This window comes from Burkholderia sp. JP2-270 (genome assembly GCF_003233675.1).
Lineage (GTDB): Bacteria > Pseudomonadota > Gammaproteobacteria > Burkholderiales > Burkholderiaceae > Burkholderia > Burkholderia pyrrocinia_C.
This window is the reverse complement of record NZ_CP029825.1, coordinates 2,402,275-2,422,374: the sequence shown is the minus strand read 5'-3', so window position 1 is coordinate 2,422,374 and position 20,100 is coordinate 2,402,275. Positions and strand designations below refer to the sequence as shown.

Annotated in this window: 20 protein-coding genes and 1 pseudogene; 8 read left to right on the top strand and 13 right to left on the bottom strand. The window is 63.1% G+C overall.

The genetic code is table 11. The features are described from left to right. The first annotated feature begins 26 nt into the window (after positions 1 to 26). The gene (locus DM992_RS29040) at positions 27 to 992 is read left to right on the top strand and encodes a LysR family transcriptional regulator (RefSeq protein WP_111019682.1); all 966 of its coding nucleotides are present in this window, start codon (positions 27 to 29) and stop codon (positions 990 to 992) included. Positions 993 to 1,043: 51 nt separating this feature from the next. Here DM992_RS29040 and DM992_RS29035 read toward each other — a convergent pair whose 3' ends face one another. Beyond that, a complete protein-coding gene (locus DM992_RS29035; protein ID WP_239511465.1) occupies positions 1,044 to 1,343 on the bottom strand; it encodes a hypothetical protein in 300 nt (99 codons plus the stop codon). On the opposite strand from DM992_RS29035, the gene DM992_RS29030 reads away from it, so the two are divergent. Then, positions 1,287 to 1,805, top strand: coding sequence for an NAD(P)H-dependent oxidoreductase (locus tag DM992_RS29030; RefSeq protein WP_239511447.1), 519 nt, complete (start codon positions 1,287 to 1,289; stop codon positions 1,803 to 1,805). The two genes, DM992_RS29035 and DM992_RS29030, sit on opposite strands and share 57 nt — an antisense overlap. 228 nt (positions 1,806 to 2,033) lie before the next feature. After that, positions 2,034 to 2,297 (top strand): fucose-binding lectin protein, encoded by a 264-nt coding sequence (locus DM992_RS29025; protein WP_072442095.1) that lies wholly within the window; start codon positions 2,034 to 2,036, stop codon positions 2,295 to 2,297. 316 nt (positions 2,298 to 2,613) lie between these two features. Here DM992_RS29025 and DM992_RS29020 read toward each other — a convergent pair. Next, positions 2,614 to 3,271: pseudogene (locus DM992_RS29020) on the bottom strand (TetR/AcrR family transcriptional regulator). An 88-nt stretch (positions 3,272 to 3,359) separates the two neighbouring features. Here DM992_RS29020 and DM992_RS29015 point away from each other — a divergent pair. The 3 genes from DM992_RS29015 to DM992_RS29005 are packed head-to-tail and all read left to right on the top strand — an operon-like array spanning position 3,360 to position 6,836. Then, positions 3,360 to 4,262: an SDR family NAD(P)-dependent oxidoreductase gene (locus tag DM992_RS29015; RefSeq protein WP_111019681.1), complete on the top strand. Its 903-nt coding sequence runs from the start codon at positions 3,360 to 3,362 to the stop codon at positions 4,260 to 4,262. After that, a complete protein-coding gene (locus DM992_RS29010) occupies positions 4,259 to 5,842 on the top strand; it encodes an NAD(P)/FAD-dependent oxidoreductase (protein ID WP_111019680.1) in 1,584 nt (527 codons plus the stop codon). Before DM992_RS29015 ends, DM992_RS29010 begins: the two co-directional genes overlap by 4 nt. A gap of 7 nt (positions 5,843 to 5,849) precedes the next feature. Continuing rightward, positions 5,850 to 6,836 (top strand): alpha/beta fold hydrolase, encoded by a 987-nt coding sequence (locus tag DM992_RS29005; protein ID WP_111019679.1) that lies wholly within the window; start codon positions 5,850 to 5,852, stop codon positions 6,834 to 6,836. 54 nt (positions 6,837 to 6,890) lie between these two features. On the opposite strand, the gene DM992_RS29000 is transcribed toward DM992_RS29005, so the two are convergent. Next, positions 6,891 to 7,289: a carboxymuconolactone decarboxylase family protein gene (locus DM992_RS29000; RefSeq protein WP_111019678.1), complete on the bottom strand. Its 399-nt coding sequence runs from the start codon at positions 7,287 to 7,289 to the stop codon at positions 6,891 to 6,893. Positions 7,290 to 7,587: 298 nt separating this feature from the next. Next, positions 7,588 to 8,694, bottom strand: coding sequence for a highly repetitive protein (locus DM992_RS43575; protein WP_343212445.1), 1,107 nt, complete (start codon positions 8,692 to 8,694; stop codon positions 7,588 to 7,590). Here DM992_RS43575 and DM992_RS43570 point away from each other — a divergent pair. Then, entirely contained in the window at positions 8,588 to 9,895 is a 1,308-nt protein-coding gene (locus DM992_RS43570) for a collagen-like triple helix repeat-containing protein (RefSeq protein ID WP_343212444.1), read from the top strand. The two genes, DM992_RS43575 and DM992_RS43570, sit on opposite strands and share 107 nt — an antisense overlap. A 120-nt stretch (positions 9,896 to 10,015) precedes the next feature. Then, positions 10,016 to 11,302 carry an isoprenylcysteine carboxylmethyltransferase family protein gene (locus DM992_RS28990; protein ID WP_111019676.1) on the top strand — a complete coding sequence of 429 codons (1,287 nt, stop codon included), beginning with the start codon at positions 10,016 to 10,018 and terminating at the stop codon, positions 11,300 to 11,302. A 68-nt stretch (positions 11,303 to 11,370) separates the two neighbouring features. Here the strand turns inward: DM992_RS28990 and DM992_RS28985 are convergent, their stop codons facing one another. From DM992_RS28985 to DM992_RS41880, 9 genes are all read right to left on the bottom strand, one after another. After that, positions 11,371 to 11,991 carry a hypothetical protein gene (locus tag DM992_RS28985; RefSeq protein WP_111019675.1) on the bottom strand — a complete coding sequence of 207 codons (621 nt, stop codon included), beginning with the start codon at positions 11,989 to 11,991 and terminating at the stop codon, positions 11,371 to 11,373. 193 nt (positions 11,992 to 12,184) lie between these two features. Next, positions 12,185 to 13,051: a hypothetical protein gene (locus DM992_RS28980; protein WP_111019674.1), complete on the bottom strand. Its 867-nt coding sequence runs from the start codon at positions 13,049 to 13,051 to the stop codon at positions 12,185 to 12,187. A 91-nt stretch (positions 13,052 to 13,142) separates the two neighbouring features. Continuing rightward, positions 13,143 to 14,861: a ShlB/FhaC/HecB family hemolysin secretion/activation protein gene (locus tag DM992_RS28975; RefSeq protein ID WP_111019673.1), complete on the bottom strand. Its 1,719-nt coding sequence runs from the start codon at positions 14,859 to 14,861 to the stop codon at positions 13,143 to 13,145. Between the two features lie 48 nt (positions 14,862 to 14,909). Next, positions 14,910 to 16,169, bottom strand: a complete 1,260-nt coding sequence (locus tag DM992_RS28970; protein WP_111015445.1) for an IS256 family transposase — start codon at positions 16,167 to 16,169, stop codon at positions 14,910 to 14,912. A 93-nt stretch (positions 16,170 to 16,262) separates the two neighbouring features. Further along, positions 16,263 to 16,529, bottom strand: a complete 267-nt coding sequence (locus tag DM992_RS41885; protein WP_162631683.1) for a hypothetical protein — start codon at positions 16,527 to 16,529, stop codon at positions 16,263 to 16,265. Between the two features lie 425 nt (positions 16,530 to 16,954). Then, on the bottom strand, positions 16,955 to 17,923 hold the full coding sequence (locus DM992_RS42405) for a hypothetical protein (protein WP_204356138.1): 969 nt from the start codon (positions 17,921 to 17,923) through the stop codon (positions 16,955 to 16,957). After that, on the bottom strand, positions 17,857 to 18,417 hold the full coding sequence (locus DM992_RS28960) for a hypothetical protein (protein WP_162631756.1): 561 nt from the start codon (positions 18,415 to 18,417) through the stop codon (positions 17,857 to 17,859). The genes DM992_RS42405 and DM992_RS28960 overlap by 67 nt, the downstream gene beginning before the upstream one ends. 418 nt (positions 18,418 to 18,835) lie before the next feature. Continuing rightward, complete coding sequence (locus tag DM992_RS28955; protein WP_111019671.1) at positions 18,836 to 19,168, bottom strand: hypothetical protein; 333 nt, start codon at positions 19,166 to 19,168, stop codon at positions 18,836 to 18,838. A 245-nt stretch (positions 19,169 to 19,413) separates the two neighbouring features. After that, positions 19,414 to 19,863, bottom strand: a complete 450-nt coding sequence (locus DM992_RS41880) for a hypothetical protein (RefSeq protein ID WP_162631755.1) — start codon at positions 19,861 to 19,863, stop codon at positions 19,414 to 19,416. Positions 19,864 to 20,100 lie beyond the last annotated feature (237 nt).

The window sequence follows — 20,100 nt, the reverse complement described above, 5'->3', positions numbered from 1 at the left end:
TATCCGCTCCTATAGGACAATCGACGATGGCCGATCTGCGCGACGTGAACCTGAACCGGCTGGCGATCTTCGTCGCGGTGGTCGATGCCGGCTCGCTGACGGCCGCGGCCGAGCGGCTCGGCCTCGCGAAGACGGTCGTCAGCACGCACATGCAGCGCCTCGAATCCGAGGTCGGCGCGAACCTGCTGGTGCGCACGACGCGGCGGCTGAGCGTGACCGACGCGGGGCGTACGTTCTACGACGCGTGCCGCGCCATCGTGCGCGCCACCGAAGCCGCGCTCGACGCGGTGTCGTCCGACGCGGGGCCGCTGCGCGGCACGCTGCGTGTGAGCGTGCCGATCGACTACGGCGCGCAGGTCGTCGCGCCGGCCGTCGTCGCGCTGCGCGACGTGCATCCGGGGCTCGACGTCGAGCTGGTCGCGAACGACCGCGTCGTCGATCTCGTCGCGGACAACCTCGACGTCGCGATCCGCATCGGCCGCCTCGCCGATTCGAACTATCGCGCGGTGCAGCTCGGCACGTACGAGAAATGGCTGGTCGCGAGCCCCGCGTTCGTCGCGCGCTACGGGCTGCCGCGCGATACGGATGCGCTTGCCGCGCTGCCGTTCGTGATGCTGTCGACGCTGCCGCGCCCGCACACGTTCGAACTCGACAACGCGCGCGGCGGCAGCGTGTCGGTACGCTGCGTCGCGCCGGTCGTGTCGAACACCGCAACGGCATGCCGTGCGATCGTGCTCGCGGGCGGCGGCTTCGGGCTGCTGACGGATTTCTCGACCGCCGACGACGTCGCGGCCGGCCGGCTCGTGCGGCTGCTGCCCGCGTGGCGCTCGGCGCCGGCCGGCATTCATGCGGTGTATCCGTCGACGCGGCTGCCTTCGCCGAAGGTGCGGGCGTTCATCGATGCGATGAAGCAAAGGATCGGCGAGACGCCACGGCGGCCGCCCGCTGCCACACCCGTACGCGCGACACGCTCGAAGCGCGCGGCACACTGAATCGGCCGGCTCGCGGCATGACGGAGGCGGCGCACGCCTCGGGCGGACGCGCTACGCCCCGGCAAGTCGCGCGTGCAGCGCATCGACCGACGTCGCGACAAACGACGAGAACGCGCGAATCCGCGTGGTATCGGGAAGGTCGGGATGGGTCAACAGCCACAGGTCCGTCGCCAGCGCGTCGATCCGGTCGCCGCCCCGCTCGAGTTCCGGATCGCCATCGGCGAGGTAGCACGGCAGCACGGCCGCGCCGATGCCTGCACGGGCGGCACGCTTCCCGACGACGTATGCCGGGAAATCGCCCGGCTCGGGAAAGCCGATCTCGTGATCTTCCAGTTTCCGATCTGGTGGCACGCGCAGCCCGCGATGCTGAAAGGATGGTTCGATCGCGTATTCGTCAATGGCGGCCTGTATACCGGCGGCCGGCGCTACGATCGCGGCCATTTCCGCGGCCGTCGCGCGATCTGCTCGGTCACGACCGGCGCACCGGCCGCGACGTTCGGCCCGAACGGGCGCAGCGGCGACATCGATCTGCTGCTGTGGCCCATCCACTATTCGCTGCATTACATGGGCTATGACGTGCTGAGGCCGGTCCTCGCCCACGGCGTGCAGGACGCACGCGGCGGCTACGCGTATCGGAACGACTCGCCGCTGGCCGCCGCACTTGCCACGCACCACGATCGTCTCGCACGACGCCTCGCGAACCGGGAGACAGATGCGCCGCTCCGGTTTCCCGGCTGGAGCGACTGGGACGAAAACGGCGTGCCGAAACCGGGGATCGACGGCTATGACCGCTTCATCCGGGGTACTGCGTGAAGGGGATCGGCCTGCTCGACAACACCCGTTTCGATTCCGTGCATCATGATTTCTACATCCTTCCAACTTGCTTTCGGATCACTCGCAAATGTGAACAAATGCGATTATTGAAGCCAAATATTCGCATATCGTTTTTACGGTTTACCTTATAACCTTATTCCGGTAATACGCTGACCTGCGTTTACCAAATGCTTCAATTCTCCGATTCATTCAAAGAAGGAGTTTGAAATGCAAACCGCCGCAATTTCATGGGGAACCACGCCGTCGATTCGCGTCTACACGGCCAACGGCAACAAGATCACCGAACGCTGCTACGACGGGCAGAAATGGTACACGGGCGCGTTCAACCAGGCGGGCGACAACGTGTCCGCCACGTGCTGGCTGGTCGGGAGCGCCGTTCACATCCGCGTGTACGCGACGAGCGGCGGCACGACGACCGAGTATTGCTGGGACGGCGACGGCTGGACCCGGGGCGGATACACGGGTTCTTGATCAATCGTGCCTGGGGCGCGAAGGATTTCGCGCCACGATCGGCGCAATGCGAGCGGATTTTTGCATTGCGCCGCTTTTTTAATTCGCTCCACATTGCCTTAATCTATTCATCGCCACATGGAAGCGAAATAAAAAACCATGACTTTTTTTGACAATAATTATCCACTTAAAAAACGATCGCCCTTTAATTATTAAAAAGACGACTAAATCTCGCGAAAAGACAAAATGACGCCCCGTGCACCATGTGATTGCCGCTTCTTTTCATTTCCAGCCTGCAATTTGCCGGGGGTAACAGGAACGGTACGATGCCACCCGCTTATCCAATCTCCCGCAATGTCCCCAGCAACACCTTCCTGCAGCTCGCGACCACCTGCGCTTCCGGATCGCGATAGTCGGTGAGCAGCCATGCCGCGCCGACGTTCGTCATCGCGCCGACGAGCGCGAGCCCGATCAGCCGTTGCTCGGTGCGCTCCGCGGGCGTCGCCGCTTCGCTCGGCGCGCCGATCGCCATGATCAGCTTGCCGAAGTCGATCAGCATGCGCTGATACGTCATGTCGGTATTCGCGCTCACGCCCATCACCTCGAGCAGCAGCACGCGCGCCGCGCACGGATCGCGCAGGAACGCGAAGAACGCGGCGAGCCCGGCGTCGACGCTCTCGTGCAGATCGCCGCCGCGCGCGGCGACCGCCTGCGCGACCGCGTCATGCAGCTGCTCCGCGTGATGCAGGTAGGTGCAGCGCAGCAAATCCTCGGTGCTGTCGAACGCCGCATAGAAATAGCGATCGTTCAGCTTCGCTTCCTGGCAGATCGACCGCACGGTCGCCTTGCGGAACCCGACCGTGCCGAACACGCGCGTCGCCGCGCGGATCAGCGCGTCGCGCCGCTCGGCGGCACGCACCTCGGGCGCCACACCGCCGTACGACCGGCCCCGTTTTTTCCGTTTCGAGTGCTTTCTCCATTCCGCTATTTGACATCAGGACACCCGAAAACTAAAGTGGTGACGACCAACACCACAATAGACACGCTGCCGGCGCAGTACAAGCGGAGCGGGAGGAGCAACGGATGAACGGGTTTTCCGGCAAGGTCGCCGCGATCACGGGCGCCGGTTCGGGCATGGGCCGCAGCCTCGCGGTCGAGCTCGCGCGGCGCGGCTGCGAAGTCGCACTCGCCGACGTCAGCGAAACCGGGCTCGCCGGCACGGCGGCCGCGTGCGCGCAGCACGGCGTGCGCGTGAGCATGCGTCGGCTCGACGTCGCCGACCGCGATGCGGTGTTCGCGTGGGCCGATTTCGTCCGCGCCGAACACGGCAAGGTCAACCTGATCTTCAACAACGCTGGCGTGTCGCTCGCCGCCAGCGCCGAAACCGCGCGCATCGCCGATCTCGAATGGATCGTCGGCATCAACTTCTGGGGCGTCGTGCACGGCACGCAGGCGTTCCTGCCGCACCTGCGCGCGTCGGGCGATGGGCACGTCGTCAACACGTCGAGCCTGTTCGGGCTCGTCGCGATGCCGACGCAAAGCGCGTACAACGCGACCAAGTTCGCGGTGCGCGGCTTCACCGAGGCGCTGCGGATGGAGCTCGAACTCGACGGCGCGCCGGTGAGCGCGACCTGCGTGCATCCGGGCGGCGTCGCGACGAACATCGTCGATGCGGGCCGCGTCGATACCAGCATCCATGCGCTCACGGGCCAGGACGAAGCGACCCATCGCCGGCAGGCGAACCGCCTGATCAACGCGACGACGGCCGACGATGCCGCGCGACAGATCCTCGCCGGCGTCGAGCGCAATGCGCGCCGCGTGCTCGTCGGCGCTGACGCGCGTCGGCTCGACCGGATCGCGCGCCTGCTCGGCGCCGGTTACCAGTGGCTGATGCTGCGCCATGTGCGCCGCGCCCGTGCACGCAATCTCGAACGCGCCCCCGTCCCGGCCGCACTCCCGACCACGCCGACCAAGGAGCCCGCATGACCTCGACGACGACCGCCCGGCGCGACGCGCCGCCCGCCCCCGGCGCCCGCCATGACCGCGGCGACGGCAACAACCTCGACGTGCTGATCGTCGGCGCCGGCCTGTCCGGCATCGGCGCCGCGTATCACCTGAAACAGCACTGCCCGCATGCGGGCGTCGCGATCGTCGAGGCGCGCGATGCGATCGGCGGCACCTGGGACCTGTTCCGCTATCCGGGCGTCCGTTCGGATTCCGACATGTTCACGCTCGGCTACAGCTTCCGCCCGTGGCACGGCGACAACGCGATCTCGGACGGCCAGACGATCCTCGACTACATCCGCGACACCGCGCGCACGTACGGGATCGACAAGACGATCCGCTACGGCCAGAAGGTCGTCGCGGCCGACTGGGACTCGAACCGCGCGCGCTGGACGGTGCGCATCGAGCGCACGCGCGACGGCGCGACCGACACGCTCGTCTATACCTGCCGCTTCCTGTTCATGTGCAGCGGCTATTACGACTACGACGCCGGCTACCTGCCCGACTGGCCCGGCATGGACACGTTCGAGGGAAGGCTCGTGCATCCGCAGCACTGGCCGAACGACCTGTCGTACGCGAACCGGCGCGTCGTCGTGATCGGCAGCGGCGCGACGGCCGTCACGCTCGTGCCGTCGATGGCGGCCGACGCGCGGCACGTGACGATGCTGCAGCGCTCGCCGACCTACATCGTGTCGCTGCCCGCGCGCGACAGGATCGCGAACGCGCTGCGCCGCGTGCTGCCGTCGCGGCTCGCGCACCGGCTCGTGCGCGTGAAGAACGTGCTGCTGACGATGTACCTGTACAACGTGTCGCGCCGCAAGCCCGACCAGACGAAGAAGTTCATCATCCGCGCGGCCAGCAAGCAGCTCGGCCCCGACTTCGACGTCGCGAAGCACCTGACGCCGCGCTACATGCCGTGGGACCAGCGCGTGTGCCTCGTGCCGAACGGCGACCTGTTCAAGTCGATCCGCGCGGGCCGCGCGTCGATCGTCACCGACGAGATCGAGCGCTTCACGCCGACCGGCCTCAAGCTGAAGAGCGGCCAGCAGCTCGACGCGGACGTGATCGTCACCGCGACCGGGCTGAAGGTGAAGCTGCTCGGCGGCGCGCGCATCACGGTCGACGGCCGCGCGGTCGATCTGCCGGAGACCGTGTCGTACAAGGGAATGATGTACAGCGACGTGCCGAACCTCGCATCGTCGTTCGGCTACACGAATGCATCGTGGACGCTGAAGGCCGAACTGATCGCGCGCTACGTGTGCCGGCTGCTCAACCACATGCGCGCGAACGGCTATGACACGTGCGTGCCGCGGCTCGGCGCCGGCGATCTCGGCGACGTGCCGGCCGTCAACCTGAGCTCGGGCTACATCCAGCGCGCGGCCGGCATCCTGCCGAAGCAGGGCCATCGCAAGCCGTGGAAATTCCATCAGAACTACGTGCTCGATCTCGCATCGCTGAAGTTCAGCGCACTCGCCGATTCGGCGATGCATTTCGAACGCCGCGCGAAAGCCGGCCCGGCTGCGACAGCGCCGGTTGCCGAACCCGCACTCGAAACCCGCTGAGGCCGACATGACCCCTACGCTCCATCTGATCCAGAACGTGCTGCTCGGCGTCGTCGCGGTGCTCGCCGCGCTCGCGCTGTTTTCCGGCTACGTCGCCAGCCGCGTGACGCGCGCGTTCCCGCCCGAAGGGCGCTTCGTCGACATCGGCGGCGACCGCATCCACTACGTCGAATACGGCAACGGCCCGCCGATCGTGTTCATTCACGGGCTCGCGGGGCAGCTGCGCAACTTCGCGTACCTGCCGCTCGCGCGGCTCGCGCAGCGGCATCGCGTGATCCTCATCGACCGCCCCGGCGCCGGCCGCTCGACCCGCGGCGCGGGCTCGCAGGCGAACGTGTTCGCGCAGGCGCGCACGGTCGCCGCGTTCATCGACGCGCTGCGGCTCGACAAGCCCGTGCTGGTCGGCCATTCGCTGGGCGGCGCGATCGCGCTCGCGGTCGGCCTCAACCATCCGGACCGCGTGAGCCGGCTCGCGCTGATCGCGCCGCTGTCGCACGAGCAATCCGAGCCGCCGGCGCCGTTCCGGCCGCTGATGCTGCCGTCGCCGCTGGTGCGCCGCTTCGTGTCGTGGACCTTCGCAATCCCGCTGACGATCCTGACCGGCCGCAACGCCGTGCGCCAGGTGTTCGCGCCGGACGACGTGCCGCGCGACTTCCCCACCAAGGGCGGCGGGCTGCTCGGGATGCGGCCGCATGTGTTCTACGCGACCGCGACCGACCTGCTGTCGGCGCCCGTCGACCTGCCCGCGATGGTGCGCCGCTATGCGGAGCTCACGCTGCCGGTCGACGTGCTGTACGGCCACGCCGATCCGATCCTGAACTGGCGCGAGCACGGCGACGCGCTCGCGAAGAAATCGGCGCGCGTGCGGCTTAAGGTCGTCGAGGGCGGGCACATGCTGCCGGTCACGCTTCCGGATGCGACGGCCGACTGGCTGCTCGAAGTCGCCGCAGCACCAGCCGACGCCGTCGCACGAGCTGTGCGTATCGAGTCCTGAGCGCGAACGACGCGGGGCCTGATTCAGTGCCGTGCAGCCGCTGCTGCGACGGAATCAGGCTTCGTCGTCGGGCACCGACAGCCCGAGATCCGCGATCACCTCGCGCGCGCTGCGGAATGCCTCGACCGCGGCCGGCGCGCCCGCGTACAGCGCGCTGTGCAACAGCACCTCGCGGATCTCGACGAGGCTCGCGCCGTTGTTGAGCGCGCCGCGAATATGACCCTTCAGTTCCGTGCCGCGGCCGAGCGCCGCCAGCATCGCGCACGTGCACAGGCTGCGCGTCTTCAGGTCGATCCCGCCCCGCTGCCACGTGCTGCCCCACGCGTGTTCGTTCAGCCAGTTCTGCAACGGACGCGAGAATCCGTCGAGATCGCGCATCGCGCGCTCGACGAACGCCTCGCCCATTACGTCGATCCGCCGCGCCTTGCCGTGCTCCCTGTCCTGTTCGCTCATGTCCGTGTCCTGTGTGAAGTCGTGATCGCATCGGCGTCGCCGACGGCCGGGGATTTCGCGCCATGTTCACGGGGGCGGCGCGTTTCGTCAAAGATGCGGCCCTCGGTTCGCGGCTGTTCGCGTAACGGGCGATCGAACGCTACGTAACATCCGGCCGCGCGTTACGGCGGCTTACGGGAACATCGCAACTATTGCATCAGTGCACGGTGCGTGCCCGTCGCGCGAAACCGCCATTCCTCCGTTTAAATCGCGTTGATATTCCCGATTCCCGCAACAAAGAGCGGCGCCGTTTCGATAATTACGTCATGGCGCGGAATTTGCAGTGGAGGCTTGGACACACTTCCAATGTCGAGGCCAACATGCACAATTTCTTCAAGAAGACGACGGTAACGATGGCCGTCTCGTCGCTGCTCGCGCTGTACGGTTGCGGCTCGGTCGACGGACCGACGACCCCGCCGTCGATCAAGCCGAGCACGTCAGGGGGCGGTGGCACGTCGGGGACGTCCGGTACGTCGGGCGGCGGTTCGTCGGGGACGTCGGGTGGCGGGAGTTCGGGTACTTCGGGTACTTCGGGTACTTCGGGAACCTCGGGTACCTCGGGTACCTCGGGTACCTCGGGTACCTCGGGTACTTCGGGTACCTCGGGTACCTCGGGTACCTCGGGTACCTCGGGTACCTCGGGTACCTCGGGTACCTCGGGTACCTCCGGTACCTCGGGTACCTCGGGTACCTCGGGTACCTCCGGTACCTCGGGTACCTCGGGCACCTCGGGTACCTCGGGTACCTCGGGTACCTCGGGTACCTCGGGTACCTCGGGTACCTCGGGTACCTCGGGTACCTCGGGTACCTCGGGTACCTCGGGTACCTCGGGTACCTCGGGTACCTCGGGTACCTCGGGTACCTCGGGCACCTCGGGCACCTCGGGCACCTCGGGCACCTCGGGCACCTCGGGCACCTCCGGTACTTCGGGGACTTCCGGCACGTCGGGCACCTCCGGTACTTCGGGGACTTCCGGCACCTCGGGTACCTCCGGTACTTCGGGGACTTCCGGCACCTCGGGTACCTCCGGTACTTCGGGTACTTCGGGTACTTCGGGTACTTCGGGTACTTCGGGTACTTCGGGTACTTCGGGTACTTCCGGCACGTCGGGCACCTCGGGTACCTCCGGTACTTCGGGGACTTCCGGCACCTCGGGCACCTCGGGCACCTCGGGCACCTCGGGCACCTCGGGCACTTCCGGCACCTCCGGCACCGGCGTCACGCCGCTCGGCAACGTCCTCCAGCAATCCGGCAACCTCGTGACGGCACTCGGCACGACGGTCGCAAACGGCGGCGCGCAGATCGGCGGCGTGCAGATCCCCGGCACGAACCCGACGACGGCCACCAGCGTCGGCAACGCGGTCACGAGCCTCGGCAACGGCGTGCAGTCGCTCGGCAACGGTGTCGCTGCCGGCCTCGGCTCGATCGGCGTGTCGCCGAACCCGCTCGGCCCGACGCTCACGTCGACTACCGGCCTGCTGACCGGCGCCGGCGGCGCGGTCAACAACCTCGGCAACGCAGTGACGAGCCTCGGCACCGGTCCGCTGTCGCCGCTCGCGCCGGCGACGACCCTGGTCGGCAATCTCGTCAACACGGTCGGCAATGCGGTCAACTCGACCGCATCGGCGCTGAATACCGCGCTGAACAGCGCGCCGGTCCAGCAACTCGAGACGCAGCTCGGCAGCGTGATCAACCCGATCACGAACACGCTGACCGGCGGCGTCACGACGCCTGGCGCCACGCAGACGCTCGGCGGCGCAACCATGCTCGGCGCCCCGCTCAGCGGACTGCTGAGCACGCTCGGCAGCGGCCTCGGCCTCGCCGGTTCGCAGGTCGGCAGCGCCACCGGCAACCCGGTCGGCACGAGCGCCGGCAACAGCGTGTCCCAGCTCGGCAACACGGTGACGTCGGCCGGCGGCCTGCTGTCCAGCGGCAGCTCCAGCAGCGGCACCAACCCGCTCGCCCCGATTACCGGTCTGCTCGGTACGCTGACAGGCGGGCTCGGCGGCGGCAGCAGCTCGAGCGGTACGGGTGGTACCAGTGGCACCAGCGGCACGAGCGGCACCAGCGGCGGCCCGCTCGCGCCGATCACGGGCCTGCTCGGCACGGTGACGGGCGCGCTCGGCGGCCTCGGCTCGAGCGGCACGAGCGGCACGAGCGGGACCGGCGGCACGAGTGGCACCAGCGGTACCGGTGGCTCGGGCGTCGGCGGCCTGCTGGCGCCGGTCACCAACCTCGTCAACTCGCTGACGCCGCTCGGCGCAAGCCTCACCGGCACGGTCACGACGCCGGGAGGCAACGTGACGGGCAACGTCGGCGGCCTGCTGACGAGCGGCCCGGTCGGCACGCTGACGGGTGCGCTAACGACGCCGACCGGCTCGGCTGGTGCCATCGGCACGGCCAGCCCCGGCGTCGCAACCGGTACGGCGACGACGCCGGCCGGCAGCGGCACCGTGGCCGGCCTGACCGGCAGTTCGAACGGCGGTACCGCGGGCGGTGCAGCCAACCTGCTGTCGCCGGTGACGAACCTGCTCGGCGGTCTGCTGGGCGGCGGCACCAAGAAGTAACGCTTTACCTACCAGAACCACAGGCCAATGACCGGGCACGCATCAATACAAAGCCCGGCCGACGGCCGGCGTCACCCGCCAAGCGGGGGCGCCGGCCGTCATCCCGACGAGGATCCGATCATGAATTCCACGCTCGACGGCATCGCCGCGGTCCAGGACCGCCCGCCCCGTTCCGCCACGCCCTTCCGCGCCGGCCTGCTCGGCATCGCGGCCGGGCTCCTCGCGCTGTGGTTCACGCGCGACCATCCGGCCCTCGACGCCGCGACGCGCGCGATGATCGCGAGCCTCGCGATCATCGGCACGATCGCGCTGCACGAAATCCTCATCTCGCGCGTCTACCTGCGCCCGAGCGCGGGGCTGTCGCGCCAGGCCGTGCGGCCGCTCGGCCTCGCGCGCGTCGCGACGCGGCTCGGCGCGCTCACGTCGATCTACGCGGGCATCGGCATGCTGTACTGGCTGCTGCCCGAATATCACGGCGATTTCTACCTGCCGTTCTGGTCGCTGCTGCGCGCGCTCGCTCCTTACGTGATCGTCGCCGCGCCGTTCTATTTCATGTGGATGGACCGCCATCAGCGCGAAACCGACGACGCGTACCTGCTGTGGGGCCGCCTCCTGTTCCGCCGCGAGCGGCCCGCGAGCTGGCAGCCGGTGCGCGAGATGCTCGCCGGCTGGGGCGTGAAGACGTTCTTCCTGCCGCTGATGATCGTCTACCTGTCGAAGGACGCCGATCATCTGACCGCGTCGCTCGCGCACGCGATGAATGCGCCGATGTCGCTCGCGACGTTCTCGTTCCTGTACGACCTGTCGTTCACGATGGACCTGATGTTCGGCACCGTCGGCTACCTGTGCACGTTCCGCATCCTCGACAGTCACGTGCGCACGGTCGAGCCGACGGCGCTCGGCTGGGGCGCCGCGCTGATCTGCTATCAACCGTTCTGGTCGCTGATCTCGAGCCACTACATCCGCTACGAAGGCTCGCTGTTCTGGGACAACTGGCTGCTGTCCGCGCCGACGCTGCGCGTGATCTGGGGCGCCGTGATCATCCTGCTGCTGATGACCTACGCGCTGTCGACGATCTCGTTCGGGCTGCGCTTCTCGAACCTCACCAACCGCGGGATCATCACGTCGGGCCCGTACCGCTTCACGAAGCATCCGGCGTATATCGCGAAGAACCTGTCGTACTGGATGGTGTCGGTGCCGTTCGTCGAGCCGCTCGGCTGGCAGATCGGGCTCATGCACTGCGCTGCGCTCGTCGCGGTCAACCTGATCTATTACCTGCGCGCGAAGACGGAAGAACGCCACCTGATGCGCGACCCCGACTATCGCGCGTATGCCGAATGGATCGCGCAGCACGGGTTGTTTGCGCGGATCAAGCAGGCGTTCGTCGGCGCGCGTCAGCCGGCGTAACGAGGCAAAGAAACCGTGAACACACCCGCACCGCCGACGATCCATGCGGTGCGGCGCGGCGCGGCCGCTTACCGTGTCAGACGCACGACGTACAGGCCCGGAAAGTTTGCGGCAACAGCCAGGCTGTAGTTCGGTCGGACCGAATACACCGAACCCGGGATGGTCGGCTTGTAGGTCACGTTCCCGCTCGACAGATCCGCCATTTCCACAACGGGCGGGTTCGGATCGGGAATCACGTCCGTCTTGAAGTTCAAGGTCAGCGTCCGGTTGAACATGTCGTCAAAAGCTCCGTACGCCTTGATCTCGTAGACATAGTCGGCCTTCACGCCTGCCGGCACCGGGTCGGGCTTGCCCAGGCAAATCGTCCCATCGCGAACCACGCCATCCGGCGGTGTCTTGAAGGTCAACGTGGCGATACCGTCGTCGGTGACGAGCGTCATCGTCGCATTCGGAATCGCGCTCTTCGTCACCTGTATCGACTTATAGCTGCCAGGACACTTGACTGCGTTCGCTTGTCCATCCGATCCAGCCTGCGAGGCTGTATCGGTTGTGCCGTTCGTCCCGGCCTGAGCAGTCGAACCTGCCGAGCCATCGTTGCTCGTCGAACTGCCGCCACCATCACCGCCACCGCAAGCCGTCAGCAGGACTGCCGCCCCCGTCAGCCCCGCCAGAAACCATCGATTCTTCATTGTCGATCTTTCAATTTATTAAATATACCTAACAAACTACAAAACCCCGTCCGCGTGTTCACGCTGCACCTCACATCGCACGTGCCGTCCGCGTGTCCTGCTCACTACACCTGGGCAATGGAGTGCAGCGCAAATCGCAGGACACGGTTGTCAGCGGCCTATTCGGTCGATGAACGCGACACTCCGGCAGAAGTCAACGGCACGACAAGACCACGACCCCGCCAATCGATTGCGTCGAGTAGCCGACGGCGACCAATGGCTGCGCCGTGTCATGCCCCACGACAACCGTCTGAACCGACAACTGCCCGATCGTCGAGGCACCGTTCAACGGCGCCTGTGTATTCGTCAGCGTAGATTGCGTATTCGCCCAGTTGATCGACAAGCTCAGATTGTTGAGCGTGCGCGCCCCCAAATCGAGCGTGGCCGAGCTTGCTCCAAGCGTGCCACCTCGGCCGCCGTCAGCGGACGCCACCGAGTCCGCGATCAATTGCGTACACGCGAGCGTGCCGCTCGTCGCGGACAACGACAAGGGCGTACCGACCGCGTAATGGACACCTTGCTCGCTGGCATAGGTATTGCCATCCGTGTCCATCGCCTGATTCCACCGCCCGATCGCCACATCGGTGCCGACACTCTGAATCTCGGTCACCGCCCCATGATCGAGCCCAAGACAGTCGGTCGCCGCAGCCGATGACGCAAGTGTCGTAAACGCACCACTTGCCTGCTGCACCTGACTCGATGCGGGTGCGTTCGGCGCCGTGATGTTTCTGTTCTTCTGATAGGCCGTCGGCAGACTGGGTACAACCAGCACGGCCAGTTGGCCGTTGTTCGCCGCGACCTGAGACGCGGAACCCGAATAGGTGAAGCGGCCGTTCGGTCGACATGCTGCTTGGGCCGAAGGCTGGGACACCCCGGGCGACGTGGGGGGCGGCGTCTCGGCGTTGTTACTGTTCGATGTGCTGCCTCCCGCTTTGGCAACTCCACCGTCGTCGCCGCCACACGCCGCCAGCAGGACTGACGCGCCCATCACACCGGCCAAAAGCAATTGCTTCTTCATTATTCGCTCCTTAAATGTTAAATATTCCTAACAAATAACATCAAACCACCCACTTTCTGCAACTTCTCACCTTCAACGACGCGAATCTCCCTGCTTAGAACTGTGCGGTGACCTGAAACCCGACCGTGACGCGCGCGGTCGGGAAACCGGACGGCTTGTCGATCGGCGTGCCCGCGAACAAGTCGTACGCGTATGCGCCAAAACGTGTGCCGACGCTGCCCTTGACGCCGATCACCGCACCGGCCAGTTGCGTCCCGACCAGCACGATCGGCTGCGGCCCCCATACGCGCCCGTAGTCCAGCCCGGCATACACCGCCTGCCCCGTTTGGCCGATCGGCATTTGCAACTCGTTGCGCCAGTAGAATCCGCGCGCCGCCGCGAGCATCGTTTCGCCGTCGAAGCCTCGCACTGTGTAGCGGCTGCCGATAGTCACGTCATCGATGTAGCTCAGCGTGTTTCCGGTGTACTGGCCATGGAACGTGCCGACGTAACGAAACGGCTGCTGGCCGATCGCGAACGGCACCGACAAGTTCGCGTCGAGCACGGCCATCCTGAAGCGATAGGTCGGGCCGCCGCCTGCCGACGGCATGTCGTCCTGCGCGCCGAATCCACCGACACCCTGACGGTAGGCAAGCGAACCGTCGAACTGTGCGCCGCCGAAGTAGTGGCGATCGGTCAGGCCAAGTTCGACGATCGTGTTGTTGCGGCGCTGCTCGGAAATCTCGGTGTCTTCGATGAAGCTCTGCCCGAAACGGCGCGACAACCGGAAATACCCGCCGAACACGTCGTTCTGGCCGCGCGCCAGCACGCGGGCCAGTTTGAAATCGACCGTCTTCGAGTTGCCGCTCGCGACGAACGTCTGATTCACGCCCGCAATCTGCTGGTAGTAGGTGTTCGTGTACGCGGACAGCGTGGCTGTCCAGTAGCCCCACGGGATCGAATAGAAGCTGTTCCAGCCGTGCGAGCCGAGACGCTTGTCGCCGAACTCGAGATCCTGGCTGACGCCGACGTTGAACATGTCGTTCAGGCCGAGCGGGTTGTCGATGCCGAGCGACAGGTTACCTTGCAGCTTGCCGGTGGCGCGCGTGCCGGAGTTGTCGATCGATGCGACGACGGTCCAGGGCTTGTTGCGCTTTATATCGAGTACCACGTCGCTTTCGCCGGGCAGTTCACCGGGGACGATCTGCATCGACACGTCCTGGCTCGATACGCGCTTCATTTGCTCCAGACCTTGTTCAAGGTCGCGCAGGTTCAGCAGTTCGCCGTCACCGGTCGGGAATGCGGTTTTCCATGTGCCACGTAATTTCTCGTCGGCGAAGCGGATGTGGCGGATCACGCCGGGGATCAGCGCGAGTTTGAGGGTGCCGGTCGACAGGTCTTGTTCGGGAACGAGTACGCGTGTAGTGACATAGCCCCGGGCCAGAATCGCTTGCGACAGCCCTTTGACCAGCATGTCGACGCCTTGCCTGCCGACACATTGGCGGGTGTAGTGATTCAGCCATTCGCGGGCGAACGCGAATCGATCCATTGGCAGGGCGGACGCGCCTTCTGTTTTCATCGCGTCGGGCAACGAGGCAGGCACGTCGAGCGCAAAGCGGTCGATGCGGAAGCACGGCGTTTCGGCAGGAAGCACTGGATACGCCGCGGCATGCGGCACGTCCGAGCGCACGGAAGGAGCGCGCACGGTTGCGTCACGCTGCTGTGCGTCGCGTTGTTGTTGCGCTTGCCGATCCTGCTCCGCGTTCGCGCGCGCGGCGGCGGCCTTATCTGCCGGCGCGGGCGCCTGCTGCGCATGTACTGCAGCCGCGACCAAGGTAGTGAGGGAGGTATCCGGAATTCCGTGTGTGAGGCGGGTTGAGATTCAGACTCCAATGTTGAATCGTTCCGGGTAAAGCAGTGCGAACTGCGTCATCGCGCTCTTCCAATCGTGCCGGGAGCCGGTCCACTTGGCCACGACGTTGCGTAGCGCCAGCCAGATCAGTTTGAGCGCGGCCTCGTCCGACGGGAAGTGGCCGCGCGCCTTGATGATCTTCCGAAGCTGCATGTGCAGCGACTCGATCGCGTTGGTCGTATATACAATTTTCCGGATGTCAGGCGCGAAGGCGTAGAACGGAATCACCTGATCCCAGGCTCGGCGCCAGAGCGCGGCAATCGGAGGGTATTTCGTACCCCACGGGCTCGTATCGAACGCGTCCAGCGCCACGGCGGCCGCTTCGGCCGACGCTGCCCGATAGACCTCCTTGAGCGCCGCCGCGACCGATTTCCTGTCTTTCCAGCTGGCGAAGTCCAGCGAGTTCCGGATCAGATGCACGATGCAGGTCTGGACCGTCGTTTCCGGGAACACCGTGTTGATCGCTTCCGGGAAGCCCTTCAGGCCGTCGACCACGGCAATCAGGATATCCTGCACGCCGCGCAGCTTAAGGTCGTTGACGACCCGCAGCCAGAACTTGGCCCCCTCGGTCTGCTCGATCCAAAGGCCCAACACGTCGCGTGTGCCGTCGCGGCGCACGCCCAGCGCCAGGTAGATCGCCTTGTTACGCACGACGCCTTCGTCGCGGATCTTGACTCGCAAGGCGTCGAAGAACACGACCGGGTACATCGGCTCGAGCGGCCGCTGTTGCCACTCGCGCACTTCATCGATCACCGCGTCGGTGACCGTGCTGATGAAGTCTGGTGACACCTCGATGCCGTACATCTCTTGCAGGAAGCCCTGAATCTCCCGCACGCTCATGCCGCGTGCGTACATCGCGATGATCTTGTCGTCGAAGCCGGTGAAGCGTCGCTCGCCCTTGGCGATCAGCACCGGATCGAAAGTGCCTTCGCGGTCGCGCGGAATCTCGACGTCGAGCAGGTCGTCGTCGGTCGTGATGCGCTTGCGGCTGGTGCCGTTGCGATGGTTCGTGCGGCCTGCCGGCTTGGCATCGCCCTTCTCGTAGCCGAGGTGGTGGGTCAGTTCGCCGCCCAGCGCGCGTTCGAAGATTGCCTTCTTGAGCGCCGCAAGCTGCTCGTTGATCGTCGCCCGATCCAGCGTGCCGGGTACCAGTTGCTTGATCAGTTCCGGGTCCAGGTTCAAACCCTTGCCCGGTTCAATCGTCACTTCTTCCTTGCGTTTGCGTGGCATAACGTGGCTCCTTGGCCATCAGTTTATGCCTCACACACAAACATTAGGATAGGCTCGTAGTGAGCGGCAGTAGCGCCAACCGCTGAGCAATTTTCATTTTGAATTGTCTTCGTCATCGCATTCGTTTGGCCTGTAGCTCTCGCGTGCCTTCTTGTAGCTTTCATTGAACGGCTTCAAGTGCAGGATATTCGCACGCTCCGCGTATGTTCCGGTCGCTAGAACAATCATTCCGACGACAACACCAAAGAACATAAATAATCCAGATATAAAATAATAAGACGCAGCTGCAATAGCTATACCAACCACCCACAATCCGACACGAAACCAAGGGGCGAAATTACCATCATTTATGATCTTCATTTCCCAGTTTTTACAGCATCACTGAATACGCCGGCGCCCTTTATCCAATTTCCATGATCCGCATTTGATCTTCAATCTTCACTTGGACATACTTTCCCCTGCCTTCTCGGCCAGTTGCTTCGCAAGCGGCTTTTCTTCATGATGCGGCCAGAAATTAAACCGATCCGCGTTCGAATAAAATAATCAGCACTCTTATGGTTGAGGAATACGAGGCCACACGATCAATGTAAACACAGCCGCCAAAAGCCCTCCTCTCACAAGAATTCCTTTTATGCTCACGCTTTCAAAAATACCAACCAGGCCAAGCTTTGAATAACAGCCATCCACGAAAGCACAGCTCAGATATGCGCCAACGATGTAGATCACACCCATGCCCGGGATGCAAATCAAAATAAACAAACCTAGCGTACGCAACAATCGAACGATCATTTTTTTGCACCACTCGTGGACTGCATGCTTTGGTACATGCCATTGATAAGCTCTTGCCCCGCACTACCAGCAGTCGCGCCACCGACAGGACCAAGATTGTTTGGGCTAAACAAGTTCCATCCACCGCCAGACCAAGAACCCGACGAAGCCCAATTCGGCGTATTAATCGTTGGCTTGAGAACAGAATTGACACCTGACTCGGCGAGCTTCCCAAGTCCGTAACCCATACTCGACAATACACCACTAGTCACTGCCGATCCGACAACACTGTCGCTCTTACCCTGCAAGATATTATTCAATACCGTCGTCGTTGCCCCACCAATCGTATTCACAAAAACGTTCCAACCCAGACCAGCGCCGTTATAAGTACCCACCATACCTGTCGCAAACGCACCGGCAACATCAACCGGGTTGATCTTGCCATCCTTGTAGTACTGCGCTCCCACATTAATCCCTGCACTAATCGCTCCCGTCCCAACCGGCGAAGCCAACGCTCCAGAACCCAACGCTCCACCCGAACTAAATATTGGCGCTCCCGGCAATGCCGCGATTGGACCGCCTACTGCGATACCCGCCGCACCCGCTGCTGCGCCAAGCGTGAGCTTTGCGTACAAGTCCTGGTATGCCTGGTCCCTACCTGCCGAACTCGCAATCGCCTGACCGTTCGGTACGTTCACACCCACACCATTCGGATAGTACTTCGCATACATTTCCACGTTCGCCTTCTGCTCCGGCGTCGCGTAGAACATGTAACCGGGGCCGCTACTGCCGTCAGCAGGCAACATGCCATGCGCCTGACTCAAGAAGTCATGCGCGCGCTGATTCCATGTACCTGATGAGCCGTTCTGTACTTGCAAATTGGCCTGCGTCGTGAGTTCGTTATGCGCCTGTTCGAGTGTCAAACCGTACTTCTTCGCGTAAGCAGTTTCCTTTTCATTGATCCACTTCTTCTCCTCCGGATGCAACTGCCGATTGAACCGGTCGACGTTATATCCCGAGAACGCCCCCGACTCCCCACCCACAGCCGCACCAGCCCCCGTCGCAAGCGCATTCGCCACCTGTTGCCCAGCGCCTGATTCATATTGGCGTTGCCGGTCGGATCGCTGCCCGCGATCGCCCTGCTCAACTCGTTCAGCTTGCCTGACGCGATCGATGCAATCGCCGCACCGGCTGCGCCGCCGACCGCATTGCCTCCCGCCAGTCCCGTCACCAGCGCCGCGCCGGCACCTTGCATCAGTGCACGATTCGCTCCGCCTTCCTTCCATGCGTCGACGCCTGCCTTATCACCATTAGCCGCAGCGTCCTTCATCATCTTGTCCGCGTAGTCCGCGATCCGGCGCGACACGGCTTCACCAGCCGCGCTGGCCGCAGCCATCATGTCCGCTTGATTGCTCAGCAGGTTCTGCATGTCGGGAAGTTTGGCGACGGTACCGTTTGTGTTCGTCATGTCGCGGTTCAAGCTCGCCACATCCTGACTGAACCCACAAGCAACGAACTCGGCCTTGGCCGGGTTCGTTGTTTATCGGAAGAAGATGTTTTCCAACAGGATGTACGCTGCAACACCAAAGACAATGATTGCTCCGATGGCAGATGCAATCTTTTGCCCTCGCGTTTTAGGTGCAGAACCGGGAATCCCAACCATAGCTAACATCCGATTTCGATCTTACCCTGATAGACAGGGCAACCAATACCGACACCACCAATATTCACAACCTTACCCACCATCCGATATAAAATTTCAGAAATAAATTCGTCGAAATATATCCACCCTCTCACCTCCCACAATCCATTACCGTTCCGGAGTTATATTCCATGCTCAAATCATAAATATTCATCAGCTTTTCCGGAAACCACTCTGGAACCAAGTTCAGCGTTGCCTACACACCGCCCATGCAAAATGCGATCTTGCGCGCATTTGAATCTACAATATTCCATCCACGAGAAATGAAGCCCCCCCTATAAATATCGAGCAATTTTTTATACACCGATCCAGCATCAATACCCCTCATAACCAAGGCGGCGCCGCCTCGCTCATTCTCCTTGGAAAACACAACCACCCCACCTCGCTCGACAACATTATCCATATCAGACTTCATTTGACGATACTTCTCGACCATATCCGTTTGGCCATTCATCAACACTTTCGCGAAAAACCCATACACCACCCCATAAACCAAAATACCGACAATCAGATCCTTGAATAATTTCACAAAGCCCGCCGTCGAATACCGCCCCTCTCAAAAATGCGCGATTACTCCAAGATGGAGGAGACAGCAAGGCCCATTCTCGCCACCGAATCAATCTCGGCCGGTTCGCTATAAACGAACCATGCAACCCTCAGTTAACCTGGGAAATTACCATCCTTATCTACGCGCGAGTATATTTTCCGTTGCTTCCCGGACCAAGTTGATTCGCGAGCGTCTTTTCTTTCGGATGCAACTATCGATTGAACCGATCAGTGCATTCTCCGACGACAGAAATCCTCAGTTCCCGCATTGAATTCCATGCTTACAGAAAAGATACGTTTCCCCATGCTATCCAATTCTGTTTTATCAGACCTTTCAGCAAAAGATGCCTTCATCCCACTCTTGCACATCACGTATGCATCACCATCCCTCCCCAAAAACACCCATCCCTTTTTTTTCAGAGAATTTTTGAGAAAATTCTCTTTTTCCTCACCAAAAGTCGATGCATCTACATCATAGAGCGCGAGAGCCGCCCCCGTTTTTGCGTTTTCATGTCGAGACAAAATAGTGGCATTATCAAAAAGATAGCTCAAATCCGCAGTCATTATTTCCAACTTCCCCTTTGCGGTGGAAATGGTCGGAGTCCGAGAAACCACCCAAACACCCAGTGCCATCCATATGAGAAAAAAAAGAGCTTTCTTTACCGACAACTTCTTCATATCTCTACCCGATCATTTCACGAATGGATTGGGGATCTGACCGGAATAACCACCTGCAGCGTTCCCACTAACGTTGGGCGTCTTGGTAAAACCACCGAAATCAACTCCGAACTCGAACGCAGTGGATCCCCCAGCGGCATGATTGACACCTACGCACGCCCCGAAAGCGCATCCACTTCCGCCAACCGACTGACCGGCAAGAAACTCTGCCAATGAGTGTCCCGAACAATCCACCAA